Origin of the sequence: Pseudomonas sp. GM33, assembly GCF_000282295.1 — a bacterium.
GTDB classification, from domain to species: Bacteria; Pseudomonadota; Gammaproteobacteria; order Pseudomonadales; family Pseudomonadaceae; genus Aquipseudomonas; species Aquipseudomonas laurylsulfatiphila.
Genome location: NZ_AKJO01000177.1, coordinates 15,129 through 33,274, shown reverse-complemented (window position 1 = coordinate 33,274; position 18,146 = coordinate 15,129). Strand labels below are relative to the sequence as shown.

Genomic DNA, 18,146 nt, shown 5'->3' with positions numbered 1-18,146 from the left:
TCCAGCCATCAAGGTGATGTAACAGTGTCTGAATTGCATGGAAGCCATTCACAGCAAACCATTGAAACCACAGGTGTCGAACACCAGGGCGTACATTACCGTCGCGTATTCGACGGGATACCGGGCGCCCTGAAAAATGCCCCGCCTGCAAGGCTCAAATCCCTCGAAACCCTGAAGCCGGCGATGCCCGAGTGGTACAGCGGCGCACGGGCCATCGACCGCCAGTACCTGAAGCAGTTGATCGAGGAGCGCTGGCGTGTGCAGGGCGTACTGGACAAAACGCTGGGCAGCTTGCAACACGACATCGAGGCCTTCGCCGAACCGCTGCTCAGGGAGATGTTGCAGGCGAATTTCAACTCGGTTGAACGCGCCGACGAACTCAGCGTGCAGCTCGAGGTGCCCAGTACGATCATCTTCGGCATCGACACCGGCGCCAGTCGCGTCCGCCAGTCGACCTTGCTGGAGGCGGCACTGCACAACTTCGAGGAAGCTGAAACCGTCGAAGGGGCGTTCCGAGACAGTTCCGGTATTTACCGCAAGGACAACCGGGGCAGTCTGAGCCTGGAGTCGGCCATTGCCCTGCCGGATTTTGCCGCGTTGTGTCGCAGCCTGGACATCGGCGGGCAATACCAGCGGCACATCAAGTCCGTCCTGTTGCCCGACGCCCCGCAAGCACAGCGAACCTTGCAACAAGACTCGGTGGCCAGTGAACAGGCGGCCTTTCATGTGGCCGCACTGATTGCCCGATTGAAGGGCGATATCAGTGACCATGCCTACGTCAAACTGGGCCAGGTGCGTGAGAGGCAGGCCAACATCACGCTCTACGACCGGCCGTTGCAAGGTCATCGCTTGTCGCTGATGGGGTTTCGCTTGACCGGTATCGTGTTGTTCAGCGCGGTCAGCGAGCCATCGCAAATAAAGCGCGAAATTGAAGCGTTGACACCGGCCTTGTTGAGATTCTGGATCGACTGGTCGCACCGCGTCCCTGTTCTTCCGGGCCGGGAATACGATCAATTCAAACTGCTGCAAGCTTTCTTCGCCAATGGGCCGCAGGGGTTGAACGATGAGCTGTTGCGCCGCGAGGACATCTATCAACAGAGTCGTGTAAGCGGTCCGTTGATCGCTTATGTGCCCGATGATCCTGATCATCCGTTGAAAGAGTACCCCTCACTGACTGCGTTCATGAAGGCGCTCCTGGGGCAGTTGAGAAATACCGATTACCAGGCGTTTTTCAGCCGCTTTGTGGCGCAGAAGGACAAGGGGCTGTTTTTCGCCCGGGTCAAAGAGCGTCTCACGACCTACACCTGGCATGAGCGCGAACCGCTGGACATGGGCCCGTGGTGGCGTGAAACGGCGGTCGAAAATCCGGATGCGGAACCGGTAACCAACCAGATCGCGGATGATCTGTGGATCACCCTGTTTGTGGAACGGCGTAACAAGGCCATCGCTGATGCCCGGCTGATCGCCGTACCGACCGGTGACGAGGATGCCAACGCACGCTTCAAGCGCCTGAGCGGTTACCTGTCGATCGGCTGGAATGTTTTCAATTTCGCCGCAATGCTGGTGCCGGGGCTGGGCGAAGCCATGCTCGGCATCATGGTCGCGCAAATGCTCGCCGAGGTTGCCGAAGGCGTCGAGGACTGGAGCAAGGGTGACAAGGAACAGGCTTCGGCGTACTTCAACGGGGTCTTGATCAACTTCGCGCAACTGGCACTGATGGGCGCCGGACATGTGTTGCCCGGCCCCGCTGTCGCACCGATCAAGGTGTCGCCGTTTGTCGAGGGGCTCAAGCCAGTGGAAGTCGGCGGCAAGGAGCGGTTGTGGAACCCTGACCTCGCGCCTTATGAGCAATCGATAACATTGCCCGATGGGGCGAAGGCCGGTGACACAGGGCTGTACCGTCATCAGGAACAGGACCTGCTGCGGCTAGACGACAAATGCTATGCCGTCAGACAAGACCCGGAAACCGGCCAGCATCGGCTGCAACACCCGACTCGCGCCGAGGCCTATCAGCCGCTGTTGGAGCACAACGGTGCCGGCAGCTGGAAGACCGAACTCGATCAACCGCTCGAATGGGATCGGCGTGCAGTGCTCAGGCGCCTGGGCTCTTCGGTGCAGGGGCTTTCCGATGAGACCCTGGAGCATATTTTGACTGCCAGCGGCGTGCATGAAAACGTGCTGCGCAGGCTCCATGTCGAGCATGAAACTCCGCCCGCGTTGCTGCTCGACACCCTGGAACGCTACAAGGCCCACGCCGATGCCGACGCTTGCGCAGTGCATATCCTGGCGAACCGGGTCGATGAGGAATGGGCCGGTTTTCTGCCACGTTTCATGACTGAAGTGCCGGGCTGGCCCGACGGTAAAGCCATCGAAATCTTCGACGACCCGGACCTGTCAGGTGCGTCGATCAAGGAGGGTTACGCCGATGCGCTGCCGGCCGAGACCTTGCGCATGAGCCGGCAGGATCTGCTCGCCGGTGAGTTGACCGAACGGGTTGTCGGGTTCCTCGATGAACAGGCCCTGCGCGATGTACTCGGACAGCGGTACTCCGGGGACCGGCAGGTGCGTGTCGTAGCAATGCGCGAGCAACTGGCGGGGCAGGCACGCCTGCACAAAAGGCGTCTGTTCGATGGGCTGTATGCAAGTCGGACGCGTTCGGCCGACCCCTTGGTGAACCTGCTCAAGAATGATGGTGCAGAACTCGCGACCGCCCAGGCGAAAGAACTGCTGCGTGATGCACAGCCATCGGACGTGCAACACCTGAGCGAAAAACAGCGCGTTCCCTTGAGATTGACTGAACAAGCCCGGGAGGCTGCATATCAGCTGCGGGTGACGCGAGCTTATGAAGGCTTCTACCTCGACTCATTGCATAATGCCGACACCGCGCGCCTGGAACTGCATTCTCTGGCCAACCTGCCGGGCTGGTCGGCGGATTTGCGTCTGGAAATCCGCGAGTACTCATTTGAAGGTCCGCTGGCCGACAGTCTCGGTCCAGAGGATGCATCGATCCGCAGGGTATTGGTGTTGAATGAGCATGGTCGTTACGAGGCGCGTGATGCGCTCGATCAGCATCTGCACGGTGCGGACAATCTGTACGCGGCGGTGCTGCATGCCTTGCCCGACGCTGAGCGCACAGCGCTTGGCTTTGAAATCCATGAGTATTCACGCCTTGAGCAAACGGTCAGGGCGCAGCCGCTGGATCGATCCCGGTTTGAGCTGCTTCTGCGGGACCACCCGATCACCAGGCCGGCTTACGACCCGAGTGTCATGCGCTTGCGTGGCGGCATGCGTGGCTATGCCCGACAAGCACCACAAGGCGTAGGCCTGCGACAGCGGGCTCGTGCACTGTATCCGGATCTTACCTCGGAGGAAGTGGAGACATTGCTGGCGGGTTTCGGTCAGGGCGAAGGGGCGGTGCATGCGCGGCTGACCCTGCTGGAGGCCGAGTTCAACCAGTTGAACCGCACCCTGCAACGCTGGATGAATTCGCCGACGCAATCCGCTCGCTTTACCCCGCCGGGCGTGGCGGAGTGGCATGCACGAAACAACATCTACAAAGTGCTCAGGCAATGCTGGCAGCGCACCGGGCCGGAGGGCATCGAGGCTTTCGGGGTAGTACGGCCGCAGGCGTTGAGTCTGGACAACATTCCCAGGCTGAGCCGACTGCTGGAAACCCTGCCGAGACTGGAGGCCAACTTCGATCATGTCACCAGCCTGAGCCTGCGCGGTGGGCAGTTGCGTTCCGGGAACCTGTCGTTCCTCGAGCCGTTCCATCAGGTGCGCTACCTCAACCTGCAAGACAATCTGCTGAGCGCTTTTCCGCCGGTACTGAAGGACATGCGTCATCTCACCGACCTGTACCTCAACGACAACCGCATCGAGCTGGATCCAGTGGCAGTTGATCGCCTGAAGAATCTGACACGCCTGAGGTCGTTGGCGCTGCGCGGCAACCCGCTGAAGCTCATTCCTGATGTCAGCCGGATGCCGCATTTGCAGGTATTGGTATTAAGCGATACCGGACTGGACAGTTGGCCTGTCGGTCTGTTTTCCCAGTCGCGACCACGCAGTATTTTCATTGAATTGAGCCGCAATCCGATCAGCCGGATACCGCAAGTCGCGCCCGGATCGTTTCGCGCCGAGCTGCTGGCTCGCACGGTGATCAGCCGGGAGCCGCACTGGATATCGCCGGAAAATTTCGACACCCTCAGGTTGTACATCGAGTCGGTCGGCATGGACCCGGACCGCCCATACCCACCCCGAGGTCTGCTCGACAGTGCGGATTGGTGGATGGGCATGACTGAGCGGCAATGGCAGGAAAAGCAGGAAGTCTGGAACGACGTTGAAGACGAGTTTGGTTCGGTGCCGTTTTTCAATGAGCTGCGCAAGCTCACCCAGTCCGCCGACTTCAAGGCCGGCGGTGACTATCAGACGGAACTGACGACCAAGGTCTGGCGCATGCTCGAAGCCATGGCCAGCGACAGCGAACTGCGAATCAAGCTGTTCAACGAGGCGGCAACGCCCACCGAGTGCGTGGATGGCGGCACGCAACTGTTCAATGCCATGGGCGTGCAGGTGATGGTGCACGAAGCCTACGCCCTGGTGCGTGCGGACCTGATTGAGGCGCAATTGCTGGAGCTGGCCCTTGGCAAGTCCCGGCTCGATGAGCTCGGTGCCATTGCCCGTCAGCGAGTGTCTGCGCGGCTGGCTAACGGCGAACGGTTCCGTCGCTACGACGCCAATGGCGATGTGATCGGCACTATCGATGAAGTGGAAGTGCACCTGGCCTACATGACCGATCTGGCAGAGCGACTGGATTTGCCGTGGCAGGCGCGGGGCATGCAGTTTCGAAAAATCGCCGGTGTGAGCAAGGATATGACCGAAGCAGCGTTCCAGCGGATCAAGGCGCTGGAGGAAGGTGATCTGCTGATTGATCGCCTCTTCGAGCAACCGCTCTGGCGAACCTGGCTGGAGACTACTTACCGCGAGGAATTGAACGGCTTGAAGCGCAGGATCGACGCGACCACCGATTTGCAGGATGCATTGCAGCGTCGGGCCGATGGTACGCGGCTCACCGCCGAGGGAAAGGCGGCGGTGGAGGCGGAAATCAAGGGGTTGTGCAGTGAGTTGGGCAAAAGTGAAACTGACTTTGCGAACGGCAAGCTGATGACTGACGAGGAATATGTTCAAGCCTTGGATGACATCGATCTGCAGATTACGCAGTTGCTGAAAAAACTGACACGGGAAGCGATGATTCGGGCCAAGCTGGATCGGCTGCGGATTGACTCCGTTCAGTAATCACGGAAAAAACAAAGGCCTCGACACAGGGTGTGCGAGGCCTTTGCTCGTGTCGTGGTTGCCGGTTCAGAACAGGAAGTAACGCTGGGCCATCGGCAATGTCTCAGCTGGCTCACACCACAGCAAAACCCCATCGGCCTTGACCTGATAGGTCTGCGGATCGACGTCGATTTTCGGCAGGTAGTCGTTGTGGATCAGGTCGGTTTTCTGCACGTCGCGACAACCTTTGACCACAGCGATTTTCTTCTTCAAACCCAGCGCTTCAGGCAAGCCGGCCTCCTGCGCCGCCTGACTGATGAAGGTCATGCTGGTGGCGTGCAGCGAGCCGCCGTAGCTGGCGAACATGGGGCGGTAGTGCACCGGTTGCGGTGTCGGGATCGAGGCATTGGCGTCGCCCATCAGGCTGGCCGCGATGGCGCCCCCCTTGAGAATCAGCGTTGGTTTCACGCCGAAAAACGCCGGACGCCAAAGCACCAGGTCCGCCCATTTGCCCACTTCCACCGAGCCCACTTCATGACTGACTCCGTGGGTGATCGCCGGGTTGATGGTGTACTTGGCGATGTAGCGCTTGGCGCGGAAGTTGTCGTTGCCGGCGCCATCGCCGGGCAGCGGCCCGCGCTGTCTTTTCATCTTGTCGGCAGTCTGCCAGGTGCGGGTGATGACTTCACCGACCCGCCCCATGGCCTGGCTGTCGGAGCTGATCATCGAGAACGCACCGAGGTCGTGGAGGATGTCTTCGGCGGCAATCGTCTCGCGGCGGATGCGGCTTTCGGCGAAGGCCACATCCTCGGCAATGCTCGGGTCGAGATGATGGCAGACCATCAGCATGTCGAGGTGTTCGTCGATGGTGTTACGGGTGAACGGCCGGGTCGGGTTGGTCGAACTCGGCAGCACGTTGGCAAAACCGCAGGCCTTGATGATGTCCGGTGCGTGACCGCCACCGGCACCTTCGGTGTGATAGGTGTGAATGGTGCGGCCCTTGAAGGCGGCGAGGGTGGTCTCGACGAAACCGGATTCGTTGAGGGTGTCGGTGTGGATCGCCACCTGCACGTCGAACCGGTCGGCCACGCTCAGGCAGTTGTCGATGCTCGCGGGCGTGGTGCCCCAGTCCTCATGCAACTTGAGGCCGATGGCACCGGCCTTGACCTGTTCGATCAACGGCTCCGGCAAGCTGGCGTTGCCCTTGCCGGTGAGACCGATGTTCATCGGGAACGCGTCGGCAGCCTGAAGCATGCGCGCCAGGTGCCACGGCCCGGAGGTGCAGGTGGTCGCGTTGGTGCCGGTAGCCGGTCCGGTGCCGCCACCGATCATGGTGGTGACACCGCTCATCAATGCCTCTTCGATCTGCTGCGGGCAGATGAAGTGGATATGGGTGTCGATGCCGCCGGCGGTGAGGATCATGCCTTCACCGGCGATGACTTCGGTGCTGGCGCCAATGGCGATGTTGACGTTGGGCTGAATGTCCGGGTTGCCAGCCTTGCCGATCGCCGCGATGCGCCCGTCCTTGAGGCCGACGTCGGCCTTGACGATACCCCAGTGATCGATGATCAGCGCGTTGGTGATGAGGGTGTCGACCACGTCGGCGGCCAGCAACTGGCTCTGACCCTGGCCGTCACGAATGACTTTACCGCCACCGAATTTCACTTCTTCGCCGTAGGTGGTGAAGTCCTGTTCCACTTCGATCCACAACTCGGTATCGGCCAGGCGCACCTTGTCACCAACGGTGGGGCCGAACATGTCGGCGTAGGCTTGTCTTGAGATTTTCATGCGCTTGCCTTGGGATTCAATTGTGTTTGAGACTGTTCGCTTCGCTCACAGATTCGCGAGCAAGCCCGCTCCCACAGTTGCCCGCATTCCAACCGGAGGAACTCGGTCGAATGTGGGAGCGGGCTTGCGCGCGAAGGGGCCGGTGCAGAGATCGCATCAATCAGAGATCGCCCATGATCCTGCCGGCAAACCCGAACACCCGACGATGCCCCGCCAAATCCACCAACTCCACCTCGCGACTCTGTCCCGGTTCGAAACGCACCGCCGTGCCGGCCGGGATGTTCAGGCGCATGCCGCGACTGGCGGCACGGTCGAACGCCAGGGCGTCGTTGGTTTCGAAAAAGTGATAATGCGAGCCGACCTGGATCGGCCGGTCACCGCTGTTGGCCACCTTCAGGCTGATCGTGCGGCGGCCGACGTTGAGTTCGATGTCGCCGGGCTGGATCTGGTATTCGCCGGGAATCATCAATGGGCTCCTTGGAGAATCTTGTAATAAAGGGCGGTCGGCTTGTAGCGGCCGCTCGGGTCGCAGGCGTAGTCGGGGATTTCACCGGCGCGGGTATAGCCCAGCGATTGATAGAAGGCTTCGGCGGGCGAACCGGCCTCGGTGTCGAGGTACAACATGCCGCGCTTGTGCTGCAGGGCGGCGGCCTCCAGAGCGTTCATCAGTTGCTGGCCCAGACCGCGACGCCGGGCATGTTCGCGCACCAGCAGCTTTTGCACTTCGGCGCGGTTCAGGCCGTTAGCTTTCTGGCACAAACCCAACTGCACGCTGGCCTGCACCTGTTCGTCCTTGACCACCACCCACAGCAACAGATTGCCCTTGTTCAGGTTGTCCTGGACCTCATCGAAATAGGCGTGGGCCTGGGTCGCATCGAGGTCGGCCATGAAGCCGACACTGGCGCCATAGCCGACGGCATCGAGCAGCAGGTCAATCAATCCCTGACGATAGTGCGCAAAGCTTTCAACGTTGACGCGTCGCAGTTGGGCGGCGTTCATCGGGCGTTACTCCTGGTTGACGCTCGGCGGTTGTGCGCCGGGATTGAGGGTCAGTTGCATGAAGGTCAGGTCCAGCCAGCGGCCGAATTTGGTGCCGACCTGAGGCATTTGTCCGGTGGTGATGAAACCGATGCGCTCATGCAAGCGAATGGAGGCGGCGTTACCGCTTTCGATGGCGGCGACCATCACGTGTTTGCCGCAGTCTTTGGCGCGTTCGACCAGCGCTTTCATCAGTTGTGGGCCGAGGCCGTTGCCGCGCTGGTCGTTGCGTACGTAGACCGAGTGCTCGACGGTGTGGCGGAAACCGTCGAAGGGGCGCCAGTCGCCGAATGAGGCATAGCCCAGTACCGAATTTTCACCATTGACGATCACCAGAATCGGGTAAGCCTGGGATTGCCGGGCGCTGAACCAGGCCTGGCGGTTGCCGAGGTCGACCGCCTGTTCATTCCAGATCGCGGTGGTGTTGAGTACCGCGTCGTTGTAGATGTCGCGGATGGCCGGCAGATCGGCAGGCACGGCATCGCGGATGTGGTAAGTCATGGCGCGGCCTCAGGCGATGGGTTGGTGGACGGTGACCAGTTTGGTGCCGTCGGGAAAGGTGGCCTCGACCTGGATTTCCGGGATCATTTCCGGGATACCTTCCATCACTTGTTCGCGGGTCAGCAGGGTGGTGCCGAAGTGCATCAGGTCGGCCACGCTCTGGCCGTCACGGGCGCCTTCGAGCAGGGCCGCGGAGATGTAGGCCATGGCCTCCGGGTAGTTGAGTTTCACGCCGCGCGCCAAACGCCGCTCGGCCACCAGGCCTGCGGTGAATATCAGCAGCTTGTCTTTTTCGCGTGGGGTCAGGTCCATCGTAGACATCCATCTGGGCAGATTAAAAAGTTCGGATCTGTGAATACAAACCCTGTGGGAGCGGGCTTGCTCGCGAATGCGGAGTGTCATTCAACATCAATGCTGACTGGCCCACCCCATTCGCGAGCAAGCCCGCTCCCACATTCGATCGCATTTCAGGTGCTCCATATTCTGGGTGATACGGCCTCGCGACCCAGAAGGGCGGGGCGTAACAACTTCCAAAGTTCAATCAACCATCCCCGTGCTAACAACGCTTCAGTGGCCAGGCACCGTGCAACCAGCAACCCCGGCAACTGGGTCAAATCCCCGCGCACGTCGTTGGGCAGCGAGCGGCAGCGCTCCAGCAGTTCGCTATCGATTTCACCCGTCACCAATAACGTGGCAAACACCGGTTGCCCGTCGAGCCCGATGGGCGAATCAAGTAAACCGTCCGCTCCGACAATGCGCTGACGTTCATGCCAGAGCAACTGGTCGTCGCGGCGCACATCCAGTCGTGCCTGGAAATGCCCAAGGTCGAAGCGCTCGCCGCTGGCCGGACGGCCCAGGGCCACGACGTCCCAGTAGAACAGGCGCGCATCGCCTTCAAGGTCGATGGAAGTGCTGAGTTCAGCCTGGGCCGCACTGAAAATGATCGTCTCCTGGGGCAACCATTCCAGTGTCGCACCGGCCGCCACCTTCAACTTCAGTTGCTGAAAGGCCGGGCCGGCAGCGCGATACCACTTGGCCGCGCCGGGGCTGGTGATTTGCGCCCAGGCATCGCCCTCGACGCTGGCCGAAATGTCCAGTCGATCGCCTCCGGCAATTCCGCCGGGTGGGTGGACGATGATGTGCTGGCAGACTTCCGGCCCTTCGGCATACAGGTGCTTTTGTACCCGCAGCGGGCCTTTGTGCCGACGCTGGACCGGGCGCGTGGTGTTGTCGAATCGGGCGTAGCCGAGCTCCAGTTCGGCGTGCCAACTGGGGGTGAACAAAACGCCTGAAGCCGGAAGAGTCATAGTCAATGCTTGTCGAGAGGTCGTCAGGATGTTTGCAAAGGCTGTGCCGCAAGGATTTGCAGGCAGGAGGCGACTATTGATTGTGCTGATGCACCACTAAGGGGCGATCTATGAAATATCGTGCAACCAATTGGTGCTTCGCGCCTGTTTAGACATATATATCTACCGCCATCGGTGGTCACGAAGAACCCAGGATGCAAGCGCACGCTCCCCCCCCTCCGGCGGGGCGACCGAACATTCTGGAGTTTCTTGATGACCACTTCTTATGAGCCTTTACAATCTGCACCGGCGACCGCGCCGGTGTTACCACCTGTTAGTCAGCCCTTTATTTGCGAAGACGATGCTGCGTATTGGGTTCACCAACATGATCGCGTGAGCGACAGAGAGTACGGCGCACTCATTTTGCAGCGCCCGGATGGCAAGTTTGTCGCGACAACACCTGTCCAGGGCAAGGCAACTTCGTTTGATATGGAACGTTTGTTGAACTACGACCGGCAGACCCAGACGATCAGCCATCCGGCCGGATACCTTTGCGTTGGCAAATGGCATAGTCATCCGGACATTCCCGAGGGGATTGCCAAGGCGAACCCATCCTTCAACGATGATCAGGTCAAGTTGTTCAACGCGCTGCCTTCAATGCCTGATGTCCATGGTGCGTTCAGGCATAGGGACTTTTTTAAACAGTGTTATGTTTCAGGTCCCTCCGGTTCTCTGGTGGCGTACTCCATTAATCCACCGGACTCAGACTACAGTCCTGTATACCGAATGGGCCGCACACCCGAAGACATGGTCAGAAGGATCGCAGTCATCGGTCACATGCGTGTCCTGGAACCAGGCACCCTATGGGGTGGCCTGCGTGGCCCGATCACGGCTGAATGGATTCCCTACCAACCGGTCATACCCGGGCTTCCCAAACTCCAGCCGTTTTTTACGGGCGTTTTTGAAGACCCGGCCTCAGCGTTGAACGATGCCTTGAGTCGCGTGCCCGCGACAGCGGGAGATCAGCGTGTGGGGTTTATCCTCAAGCGTCGCGACCGTGACGAATATGTCGTGACATTGCCGTTCCACCGACCTGATGGATTGCTGGCAATCGAGCAGGTCTTCCCCGCGACGCCAGACGGTTTTCTGTTACCGGAAAATCAGACGTTGGCAGGTGTGTACCTGGGGCCCGAGTTGCTGGCGACGGCACTACCGGAAAATGAGGCTGATCTGTATCAGCAGTTTTTCTCACCCCAGTCATTGGTATTCAGTGTTCTGCAGGCTCGGGGATCAGGCTTGGTGGACTCTTCCTTGGGTTATTCGGTATTTCGCCAGACTCCGGACGGAGCACTGCTGAAGTACCACAGCACGTTTTCTGAAGCCGAAGCCTGGGTTATCAAGACTGAAGGGGCGATGGGCGTCAACATCGATAAACTCTTGCTGGGTGGGCATCTGAGCGCCAAGGATTTTGTCTTGAGTGTTGCAGTAACGGGCGTACTGACGGTCGAAAAAAGCAGCCCGCTCTGGGATGTTGGCGGCGTGGTGGGTTCTGAATGGCGGCCCTATGCAGGGGCAAACCCATCACCCCGGATTCTGAATGAGCGCTGACAGTTCACTGTTCAGATCGTAACCAGCCCACGCACGCCCTCGGCTTCCATATTTTCACCACGCCCCTGTTGCACGATCTCGCCCCGGGACATCACCAGGTATTGGTCGGCCAGTTCGGCGGCGAAATCGTAGAACTGCTCCACCAGCAGAATGGCCATGTCGCCCCGGGCCGCGAGTTTTTTGATCACGGCACCGATCTCCTTGATCACCGACGGCTGGATGCCTTCGGTGGGCTCGTCGAGGATCAGCAGGCGAGGGCGGCTGGCCAGCGCGCGGCCGATGGCCAGTTGTTGTTGCTGGCCGCCGGACAGGTCGCCCCCCCGGCGTTGTTTCATTTGCAGCAGCACCGGGAATAGCTCGTAGATAAACGCTGGCACCTCCTTCGCTTCGCTGCCGGGAAAACGCGACAGGCCCATCAGCAGGTTTTCCTCGACGGTCAGGCGGCCGAAGATCTCCCGGCCCTGCGGGACATAGGCAATGCCGGCATGCACACGCTGGTGCGGTTTGAACGTGGTGATCGGCTTGCCTTCCCAATTGACCGCGCCTTCTTTGGCCGGCAGCAGGCCCATCAGGCATTTGAGCAGGGTGGTCTTGCCCACGCCGTTGCGCCCGAGCAGACAGGTGACTTCGCCGACCTTCACGTCAAACGTCAGGCCGCGCAGGATGTGGCTTCCGCCGTAGTACTGGTGCAGTTTTTCGACTTGCAGCATTCTCAAATACTCCTCAGTTCCCCTGTGGGAGCGGGCTTGCTCGCGAATGCGGACTGACATTCAACATTTGCATCGACGGACACACTGCTTTCGCGAGCAAGCCCGCTCCCACATAGGTATGTGTTTGCAGGTTTATCGACCGAGATACACCTCGATCACCCGCTCGTTGTCCTGCACCTGCTCCAGCGAGCCCTCGGCCAGCACGCTGCCCTGATGCAACACGGTGACGTGGTCGGCAATCGAGCCGACGAAGCCCATGTCGTGTTCCACCACCATCAGCGAATGCTTGCCGGCCAGGCGCTTGAACAGTTCGGCGGTGAATTCGGTTTCGGCGTCGGTCATGCCCGCCACCGGTTCATCGAGCAGCAGCAATTGCGGGTCCTGCATCAGCAGCATGCCGATCTCGAGGAACTGCTTCTGGCCGTGGGACAGCAGGCCGGCCGGGCGATTGACCGAGCTGGTCAAGCGAATGGTTTCCAGCACCTCGGCGATGCGGTCTTTCTGCTCGCCATTCAAGCGCGCCCGCAGGCTGGCCCACACCGACTTGTCGGTTTTCTGCGCCAGTTCCAGGTTCTCGAACACGCTCAAGGCTTCGAACACCGTCGGCTTCTGGAACTTGCGCCCGATGCCGGCCTGGGCGATCTGCACTTCGCTCATCTGCGTCAGGTCCAGGGTTTCGCCGAACCAGGCCTTGCCGTGGCTGGGACGGGTCTTGCCGGTGATCACGTCCATCAGCGTGGTCTTGCCCGCGCCATTGGGGCCGATGATGCAGCGCAGTTCGCCGACGCCGATGTACAGGTTCAAATCGTTCAGCGCCTTGAAGCCGTCGAAGCTGACGCTGATGTCTTCCAGGGTCAGGATGGTGCCGTGACGCGTATTCAGGCCTTTGCCGGCGCGCTGGCCGAGACCGATGGCGTCACGGCTGCTGCCGGCGTCCTTGTTGGGTTCTACGGGGAAAAACGCCGGTTCGAGCATGAATTCAGCGGTTGCCGTGATTCTCATGATTCACCTCTTTTCTTCAGCAGGCCGATCACGCCTTTGGGCAGGTACAGGGTCACGACGATGAACAGCGCGCCGAGGAAGAACAGCCAGTACTCGGGGAAGGCCACGGTGAACCAGCTCTTCATGCCGTTGACCACGCCGGCGCCGAGCAACGGACCGATCAGCGTGCCGCGCCCGCCGAGGGCGACCCATACGGCGGCTTCGATCGAGTTGGTCGGCGACATCTCGCTCGGGTTGATGATGCCGACTTGCGGCACGTACAGCGCACCGGCCAGGCCACACAACACCGCGCTCAGCACCCAGACAAACAACTTGAACCCGCGCGGATCGTAACCGCAGAACATCAGGCGGTTCTCCGCATCGCGCAGTGCGGTCAGCACCCGACCGAACTTGCTCTGTGCCAGGCGCCAGCCGATGTACAGGCTCGCTACCAGCAACAACACCGTGGCGAAGAACAGCACCGCGCGGGTGCCCGGTTCGGTGATGCCAAAGCCGAGAATGGTGCGGAAGTTGGTGAAGCCGTTGTTGCCGCCAAAACCGGTTTCGTTGCGGAAGAACAGCAACATGCCGGCGAAGGTCAGGGCCTGGGTCATGATCGAGAAATACACGCCCTTGATCCGCGAACGGAAGGCGAAGAAACCGAACACCAACGCCAGCAACCCCGGCGCCAATACCACCAGGCACAGGGTCCAGAGGAAGCTGCTGGTGCCGGTCCAGAACCACGGCATTTCAGTCCACGACAGGAAGGTCATGAACGCCGGCAGGCCATCGCCCGAGGCCTGGCGCATCAGGTACATGCCCATGGCATAGCCGCCGAGGGCGAAGAACAGGCCGTGCCCCAGGGACAGCAGGCCGGCGTAGCCCCAGACCAGATCGAGCGCCAGGGCGACGATGGCGTAGCAGAGAATCTTGCCCACCAGCGTCAGCGTATAGGCTGAAACATGCAGCATGCTGTCCACTGGTAACAACGACAGCAGCGGTAACGCCAGCAGCACAATGAGGATCACTGCGCCGATGGCAATCGAGACTTTGGGGCCGGCTTTTTGGGTCGCGGTAACGAGCAGGGGCTGGTTCATCAGTCGATCACCCGTCCTTTGAGTGCGAAGAGGCCTTGCGGACGTTTCTGGATGAACAGAATGATCAGCGCGAGGATGAGGATCTTGCCGAGCACCGCACCGATCTGCGGTTCGAGAATCTTGTTGGCTATCCCTAAGCCGAAAGCCGCCAGCACGCTACCGGCCAACTGGCCGACACCACCGAGCACCACCACCAGGAACGAGTCGATGATGTAGCTCTGGCCGAGGTCCGGGCCGACGTTGCCGATCTGGCTCAGGGCCACGCCACCGAGGCCGGCGATGCCCGAGCCAAGACCGAAGGCGAGCATGTCCACGCGTCCGGTGGGCACGCCGCAGCAGGCGGCCATGTTGCGATTCTGGGTGACCGCTCGCACGTTCAGGCCGAGGCGCGTCTTGTTCAGCAGCAGCCAGGTCAGCACCACCACAAACAGTGCAAAGGCAATGATGACGATGCGGTTGTAGGGCAGTACCAGATTGGGCAGTACCTGGATTCCGCCCGACAGCCAGGCCGGATTGGCCACTTCGACGTTCTGCGCGCCGAACAGCAACCGAACAAGCTGAATCAGCATCAGGCTGATGCCCCAAGTGGCGAGCAGGGTTTCCAGCGGGCGACCATAGAGGTGGCGAATCACCGTGCGTTCCAGCGCCATGCCGATGGCGGCGGTGACGAAAAATGCCACGGGTAGCGCGATCAATGGATAGAACTCGATGGCCTGCGGGGCGAAGCGCTGGAACATCAGTTGCACCACATAGGTCGAGTAGGCGCCGAGCATCAGCATCTCGCCGTGGGCCATGTTGATCACGCCGAGCAGGCCGAAGGTGATCGCAAGGCCCAATGCCGCGAGCAGCAGGATCGAACCGAGGGACATGCCGCTAAACGCCTGGCCCAGCATTTCGCCGACCAGCAGTTTGCGCTTGACCTGGGCGAGGCTGGTTTCAGCGGCGGTGCGCACCATCGCATCGGTTTCAACGCCCGGCTCCAGCAGGCTTTCGAGGCGGGTGCGGGCCAGCGGATCGCCGGTTTCACCGAGAAGGCGTACGGCAGCGAGGCGCACGGCCGGATCGCTGTCGACCAGTTGCAGATTGGCCAGGGCCAGGCTGAGGGCTGCGTGGACAGCTTCATCCGTTTCACCCGCCAGTTGCCGATCGAGGAATTTCAACTGCGCCGGTTTGGCGCTTTTCTGCAATTGCTGCGCGGCGGCCAGACGGATTTTGGCGTCGGCGGCGAGCAACTGATGACTGGCCAGGGCCGAGTCGATCAGCCCCCGCAGGCGGTTGTTCAGGCGCAGGGTTTTCGGTTGACCGTCGATGGTCAGTTCGCCTTGTTGCAGGGCATCGATCAACTCGATACGGGCCGGATCGGGCTGCGCGGCCCAGGCTTCCAGAAGTTTGGCTTGCTGCACGGGATTGGCGGCGACGAAGTCTTCGGCATCGCCGGCGTGGGTGGCCATCGGCAATAGCAGCGCGAGGGCGAAGATGAAGCGGTAGAGGGCAGTGGGCATAGAGAGTCGCCTTGCTCGGACTAAATGTGAAGGCTGGCTTTTGTGGCGAGGGAGCTTGCTCCCGCTGGGGCGCGAAGCGGCCCCAAAAAAGGACTGCTCCGCAGTCCAACGGGAGCAAGCTCCCTCGCCACAAAAAATGCTCCCACAGGGAGTTGTGTTGGGCCTGAACAATCGTCAGGCCCAATGGCTTTAGTTGCTCTTCACCGCATACTCCGGCTTCTTGTCGTTGCCCTGGATGAACGGGCTCCACGGTTGGGCGCGGATCGGTCCTTCGGTCTGCCACACCACGTTGAACTGACCGTCAGACTGGATCTCACCGATCATCACCGGCTTGTGCAGGTGGTGATTGGTCTTGTCCATGGTCAGCGTGTAACCGGACGGCGCGGCAAAGGTCTGGCCGGCCAGGGCTTCGCGGACTTTGTCGACATCGGTGGATTTGGCTTTTTCGGCGGCTTGCGCCCACATGTGGATGCCGACATAGGTGGCTTCCATCGGGTCGTTGGTCACCGCTTTGTCGGCGCCGGGCAGGTTGTGTTTCTTGGCGTAGGCTTTCCAGTCATCGACGAACTTCTTGTTCACCGGGTTCTCGACCGATTCGAAGTAGTTCCACGCGGCGAGGTTGCCCACCAGTGGCTTGGTGTCGATGCCGCGCAATTCTTCTTCGCCGACCGAGAACGCCACGACCGGAACGTCGGTGGCCTTCAGGCCCTGGTTGGCCAGTTCTTTATAGAACGGCACGTTGGAGTCGCCGTTGACGGTGGAGATGACGGCGGTCTTGCCGCCCGCCGAGAACTTCTTGATGTTGGCGACGATGGTTTGATAGTCGCTGTGGCCGAACGGGGTGTAGACCTCTTCGATGTCCTTGTCGGCCACACCTTTGGAGTGCAGGAACGAACGCAGGATCTTGTTGGTGGTGCGCGGGTAGACGTAGTCAGTGCCGAGCAGGAAGTAGCGCTTGGCGCTGCCGCCTTCTTCGCTCATCAGGTATTCAACGGCAGGGATCGCCTGCTGGTTCGGCGCGGCGCCGGTGTAGAACACGTTCGGCGACATTTCTTCGCCTTCGTACTGCACCGGGTAGAACAGCAGGCCATTGAGCTCTTCGAACACCGGCAGTACCGATTTGCGCGACACCGAAGTCCAGCAACCGAACACCACGGCGACCTTGTCCTGGGTCAGCAACTGGCGACCCTTTTCGGCGAACAGCGGCCAGTTCGACGCCGGGTCGACCACCACCGGTTCCAGCATCTTGCCGTTCACGCCGCCCTTGGCGTTGATCTCGTCGATGGTCATCAGCGCCATGTCTTTCAACGACGTTTCGGAGATCGCCATGGTCCCGGACAACGAATGCAGAATACCGACCTTGATGGTCTCGGCGGCCTGGACGGTCCAGGTCATGCCCATTGCGGCAATGGATGCCGAGAGAGTGAAAGCCTTGATCAAACTGCGACGCTTCATTGTGCGATCTCCATGAACTTATGAATTTTCTTGGTTGGCAGATGCGGACTACTGAAGGGTCTTTAGCAAGGGCTGTGCCCGGTCGGGGAAAGGTACGGGAATGGCGTTTTAGAGCGGTTGTGCGGATTGATGACGCACCAGGAAGGATCGCGGCAGGCGTGTTGGTGCGAAGCGTTGCGCCAGATTGGGGCGCAGATTGTGTGAGCAACAACAATCGATTGTGGGAGCGGGCTTGCTCGCGAAAGCGGTGGATCAGTCGACACTGTAATCGACTGACCTGACGCTTTCGCGAGCAAGCCCGCTCCCACAAGGTCAGCGGCGCATCAGATCAGCTTTTGATGCAGGTTTCAAAACCATGTCCGCCACCTTTGTACTCCGGGCCGTAGTAGTACTTGGTGAATGAAGTTTTCCCGTCAGGCGTGGAAGCGATGTTTGCTATCCCGACACCGTAGTCCTTGTGCGACGGATCCGTATGGGCAAAGTAAATCGCCAGGGAACTCGAGTTGGCGGCGGCAAAACCGTCATACAGGGAGTTGCCGGGCAACGTCAGGGTAAAACCGTAGGCGCCATGTTCGCCGGTACTTTGTTCGGCATTGAGTTTCATGTCGACCACACCTTCAAACGCACCGATATGGCTGTCCATTCCGGTGCATTGATATCGGCCGCTGTAGTCAACGCCAGTAAAGGGGGGCTTGGCGGCCCATGCAGGCGTTGAGACAAGTGCGATGGATATGATGAGTTTTTTGAACATGCTTACCTCTTTCCGCTCTTGTAAGAGTTGTGACGATTAAGATGTAGGAATAATCGTCATTGAAGTGCGCGAGTATTTTTTATTATTCAACTCGCGGGAGCGGAGTATGAGCGTGGTAATGGATTTGTTAAGTGCGAACTCAATACGAGGTTTTT

14 protein-coding genes are annotated in these 18,146 nt (G+C 60.2%); 2 read left to right on the top strand and 12 right to left on the bottom strand.

The genetic code is table 11. From position 1 onward, the window contains the following. Window positions 1–24 precede the first annotated feature (24 nt). Window positions 25–5,295 (top strand): dermonecrotic toxin domain-containing protein, encoded by a 5,271-nt coding sequence (locus tag PMI26_RS03090; RefSeq protein WP_007979658.1) that lies wholly within the window; start codon window positions 25–27, stop codon window positions 5,293–5,295. Window positions 5,296–5,361: 66 nt separating this feature from the next. Here PMI26_RS03090 and ureC read toward each other — a convergent pair whose 3' ends face one another. The 6 genes from ureC to PMI26_RS03120 all read right to left on the bottom strand — a co-directional run bounded on the left by ureC (window position 5,362) and on the right by PMI26_RS03120 (window position 9,908). Then, window positions 5,362–7,062, bottom strand: a complete 1,701-nt coding sequence (ureC, locus tag PMI26_RS03095) for an urease subunit alpha (RefSeq protein ID WP_007979656.1) — start codon at window positions 7,060–7,062, stop codon at window positions 5,362–5,364. A 160-nt stretch (window positions 7,063–7,222) separates the two neighbouring features. Beyond that, window positions 7,223–7,528 carry an urease subunit beta gene (locus tag PMI26_RS03100; RefSeq protein ID WP_007979653.1) on the bottom strand — a complete coding sequence of 102 codons (306 nt, stop codon included), beginning with the start codon at window positions 7,526–7,528 and terminating at the stop codon, window positions 7,223–7,225. Next, on the bottom strand, window positions 7,528–8,061 hold the full coding sequence (locus tag PMI26_RS03105) for a GNAT family N-acetyltransferase (protein ID WP_007979651.1): 534 nt from the start codon (window positions 8,059–8,061) through the stop codon (window positions 7,528–7,530). The genes PMI26_RS03100 and PMI26_RS03105 overlap by 1 nt, the downstream gene beginning before the upstream one ends. A 6-nt stretch (window positions 8,062–8,067) precedes the next feature. Continuing rightward, window positions 8,068–8,601 carry a GNAT family N-acetyltransferase gene (locus PMI26_RS03110; RefSeq protein ID WP_007979650.1) on the bottom strand — a complete coding sequence of 178 codons (534 nt, stop codon included), beginning with the start codon at window positions 8,599–8,601 and terminating at the stop codon, window positions 8,068–8,070. Window positions 8,602–8,610: 9 nt separating this feature from the next. Then, complete coding sequence (locus PMI26_RS03115; protein ID WP_007979647.1) at window positions 8,611–8,913, bottom strand: urease subunit gamma; 303 nt, start codon at window positions 8,911–8,913, stop codon at window positions 8,611–8,613. 155 nt (window positions 8,914–9,068) lie between these two features. Continuing rightward, window positions 9,069–9,908, bottom strand: coding sequence for an urease accessory protein UreD (locus PMI26_RS03120; protein WP_007979646.1), 840 nt, complete (start codon window positions 9,906–9,908; stop codon window positions 9,069–9,071). A gap of 252 nt (window positions 9,909–10,160) precedes the next feature. Here PMI26_RS03120 and PMI26_RS03125 point away from each other — a divergent pair, with 252 nt between their 5' ends. Then, the gene (locus PMI26_RS03125) at window positions 10,161–11,495 is read left to right on the top strand and encodes a DUF4329 domain-containing protein (protein ID WP_007979644.1); all 1,335 of its coding nucleotides are present in this window, start codon (window positions 10,161–10,163) and stop codon (window positions 11,493–11,495) included. An 11-nt stretch (window positions 11,496–11,506) separates the two neighbouring features. Here PMI26_RS03125 and urtE read toward each other — a convergent pair whose 3' ends face one another. From urtE to PMI26_RS03155, 6 genes are all read right to left on the bottom strand, one after another. Then, a complete protein-coding gene (urtE, locus tag PMI26_RS03130; RefSeq protein ID WP_007979642.1) occupies window positions 11,507–12,205 on the bottom strand; it encodes an urea ABC transporter ATP-binding subunit UrtE in 699 nt (232 codons plus the stop codon). A 132-nt stretch (window positions 12,206–12,337) separates the two neighbouring features. Further along, window positions 12,338–13,207 (bottom strand): urea ABC transporter ATP-binding protein UrtD, encoded by an 870-nt coding sequence (gene urtD, locus PMI26_RS03135; RefSeq protein WP_007979640.1) that lies wholly within the window; start codon window positions 13,205–13,207, stop codon window positions 12,338–12,340. Continuing rightward, a complete protein-coding gene (gene urtC / locus PMI26_RS03140; RefSeq protein ID WP_007979638.1) occupies window positions 13,204–14,283 on the bottom strand; it encodes an urea ABC transporter permease subunit UrtC in 1,080 nt (359 codons plus the stop codon). Before urtC ends, urtD begins: the two co-directional genes overlap by 4 nt. Next, entirely contained in the window at window positions 14,283–15,785 is a 1,503-nt protein-coding gene (urtB, locus tag PMI26_RS03145; protein ID WP_007979636.1) for an urea ABC transporter permease subunit UrtB, read from the bottom strand. Before urtB ends, urtC begins: the two co-directional genes overlap by 1 nt. Window positions 15,786–15,974: 189 nt before the next feature. Beyond that, window positions 15,975–17,240, bottom strand: a complete 1,266-nt coding sequence (gene urtA / locus PMI26_RS03150; RefSeq protein ID WP_007979634.1) for an urea ABC transporter substrate-binding protein — start codon at window positions 17,238–17,240, stop codon at window positions 15,975–15,977. A gap of 328 nt (window positions 17,241–17,568) precedes the next feature. Beyond that, window positions 17,569–17,991 carry a hypothetical protein gene (locus PMI26_RS03155; protein WP_007979632.1) on the bottom strand — a complete coding sequence of 141 codons (423 nt, stop codon included), beginning with the start codon at window positions 17,989–17,991 and terminating at the stop codon, window positions 17,569–17,571. Window positions 17,992–18,146 lie beyond the last annotated feature (155 nt).

Bases quoted from the DNA above. Each gene is read 5' to 3' on its own strand.
- ureC (WP_007979656.1), bottom strand. From the start codon at position 7,062: ATGAAAATCTCAAGACAAGCCTACGCCGACATGTTCGGCCCCACCGTT.
- PMI26_RS03105 (WP_007979651.1), bottom strand. From the start codon at position 8,061: ATGAACGCCGCCCAACTGCGACGCGTCAACGTTGAAAGCTTTGCGCAC.
- urtE (WP_007979642.1), bottom strand. From the start codon at position 12,205: ATGCTGCAAGTCGAAAAACTGCACCAGTACTACGGCGGAAGCCACATC.
- PMI26_RS03125 (WP_007979644.1), top strand. From the start codon at position 10,161: ATGACCACTTCTTATGAGCCTTTACAATCTGCACCGGCGACCGCGCCG.
- PMI26_RS03110 (WP_007979650.1), bottom strand. From the start codon at position 8,601: ATGACTTACCACATCCGCGATGCCGTGCCTGCCGATCTGCCGGCCATC.
- urtA (WP_007979634.1), bottom strand. From the start codon at position 17,240: ATGAAGCGTCGCAGTTTGATCAAGGCTTTCACTCTCTCGGCATCCATT.
- urtC (WP_007979638.1), bottom strand. From the start codon at position 14,283: ATGAACCAGCCCCTGCTCGTTACCGCGACCCAAAAAGCCGGCCCCAAA.
- urtD (WP_007979640.1), bottom strand. From the start codon at position 13,207: ATGAGAATCACGGCAACCGCTGAATTCATGCTCGAACCGGCGTTTTTC.
- PMI26_RS03155 (WP_007979632.1), bottom strand. From the start codon at position 17,991: ATGTTCAAAAAACTCATCATATCCATCGCACTTGTCTCAACGCCTGCA.
- PMI26_RS03115 (WP_007979647.1), bottom strand. From the start codon at position 8,913: ATGGACCTGACCCCACGCGAAAAAGACAAGCTGCTGATATTCACCGCA.
- urtB (WP_007979636.1), bottom strand. From the start codon at position 15,785: ATGCCCACTGCCCTCTACCGCTTCATCTTCGCCCTCGCGCTGCTATTG.
- PMI26_RS03120 (WP_007979646.1), bottom strand. From the start codon at position 9,908: ATGACTCTTCCGGCTTCAGGCGTTTTGTTCACCCCCAGTTGGCACGCC.
- PMI26_RS03100 (WP_007979653.1), bottom strand. From the start codon at position 7,528: ATGATTCCCGGCGAATACCAGATCCAGCCCGGCGACATCGAACTCAAC.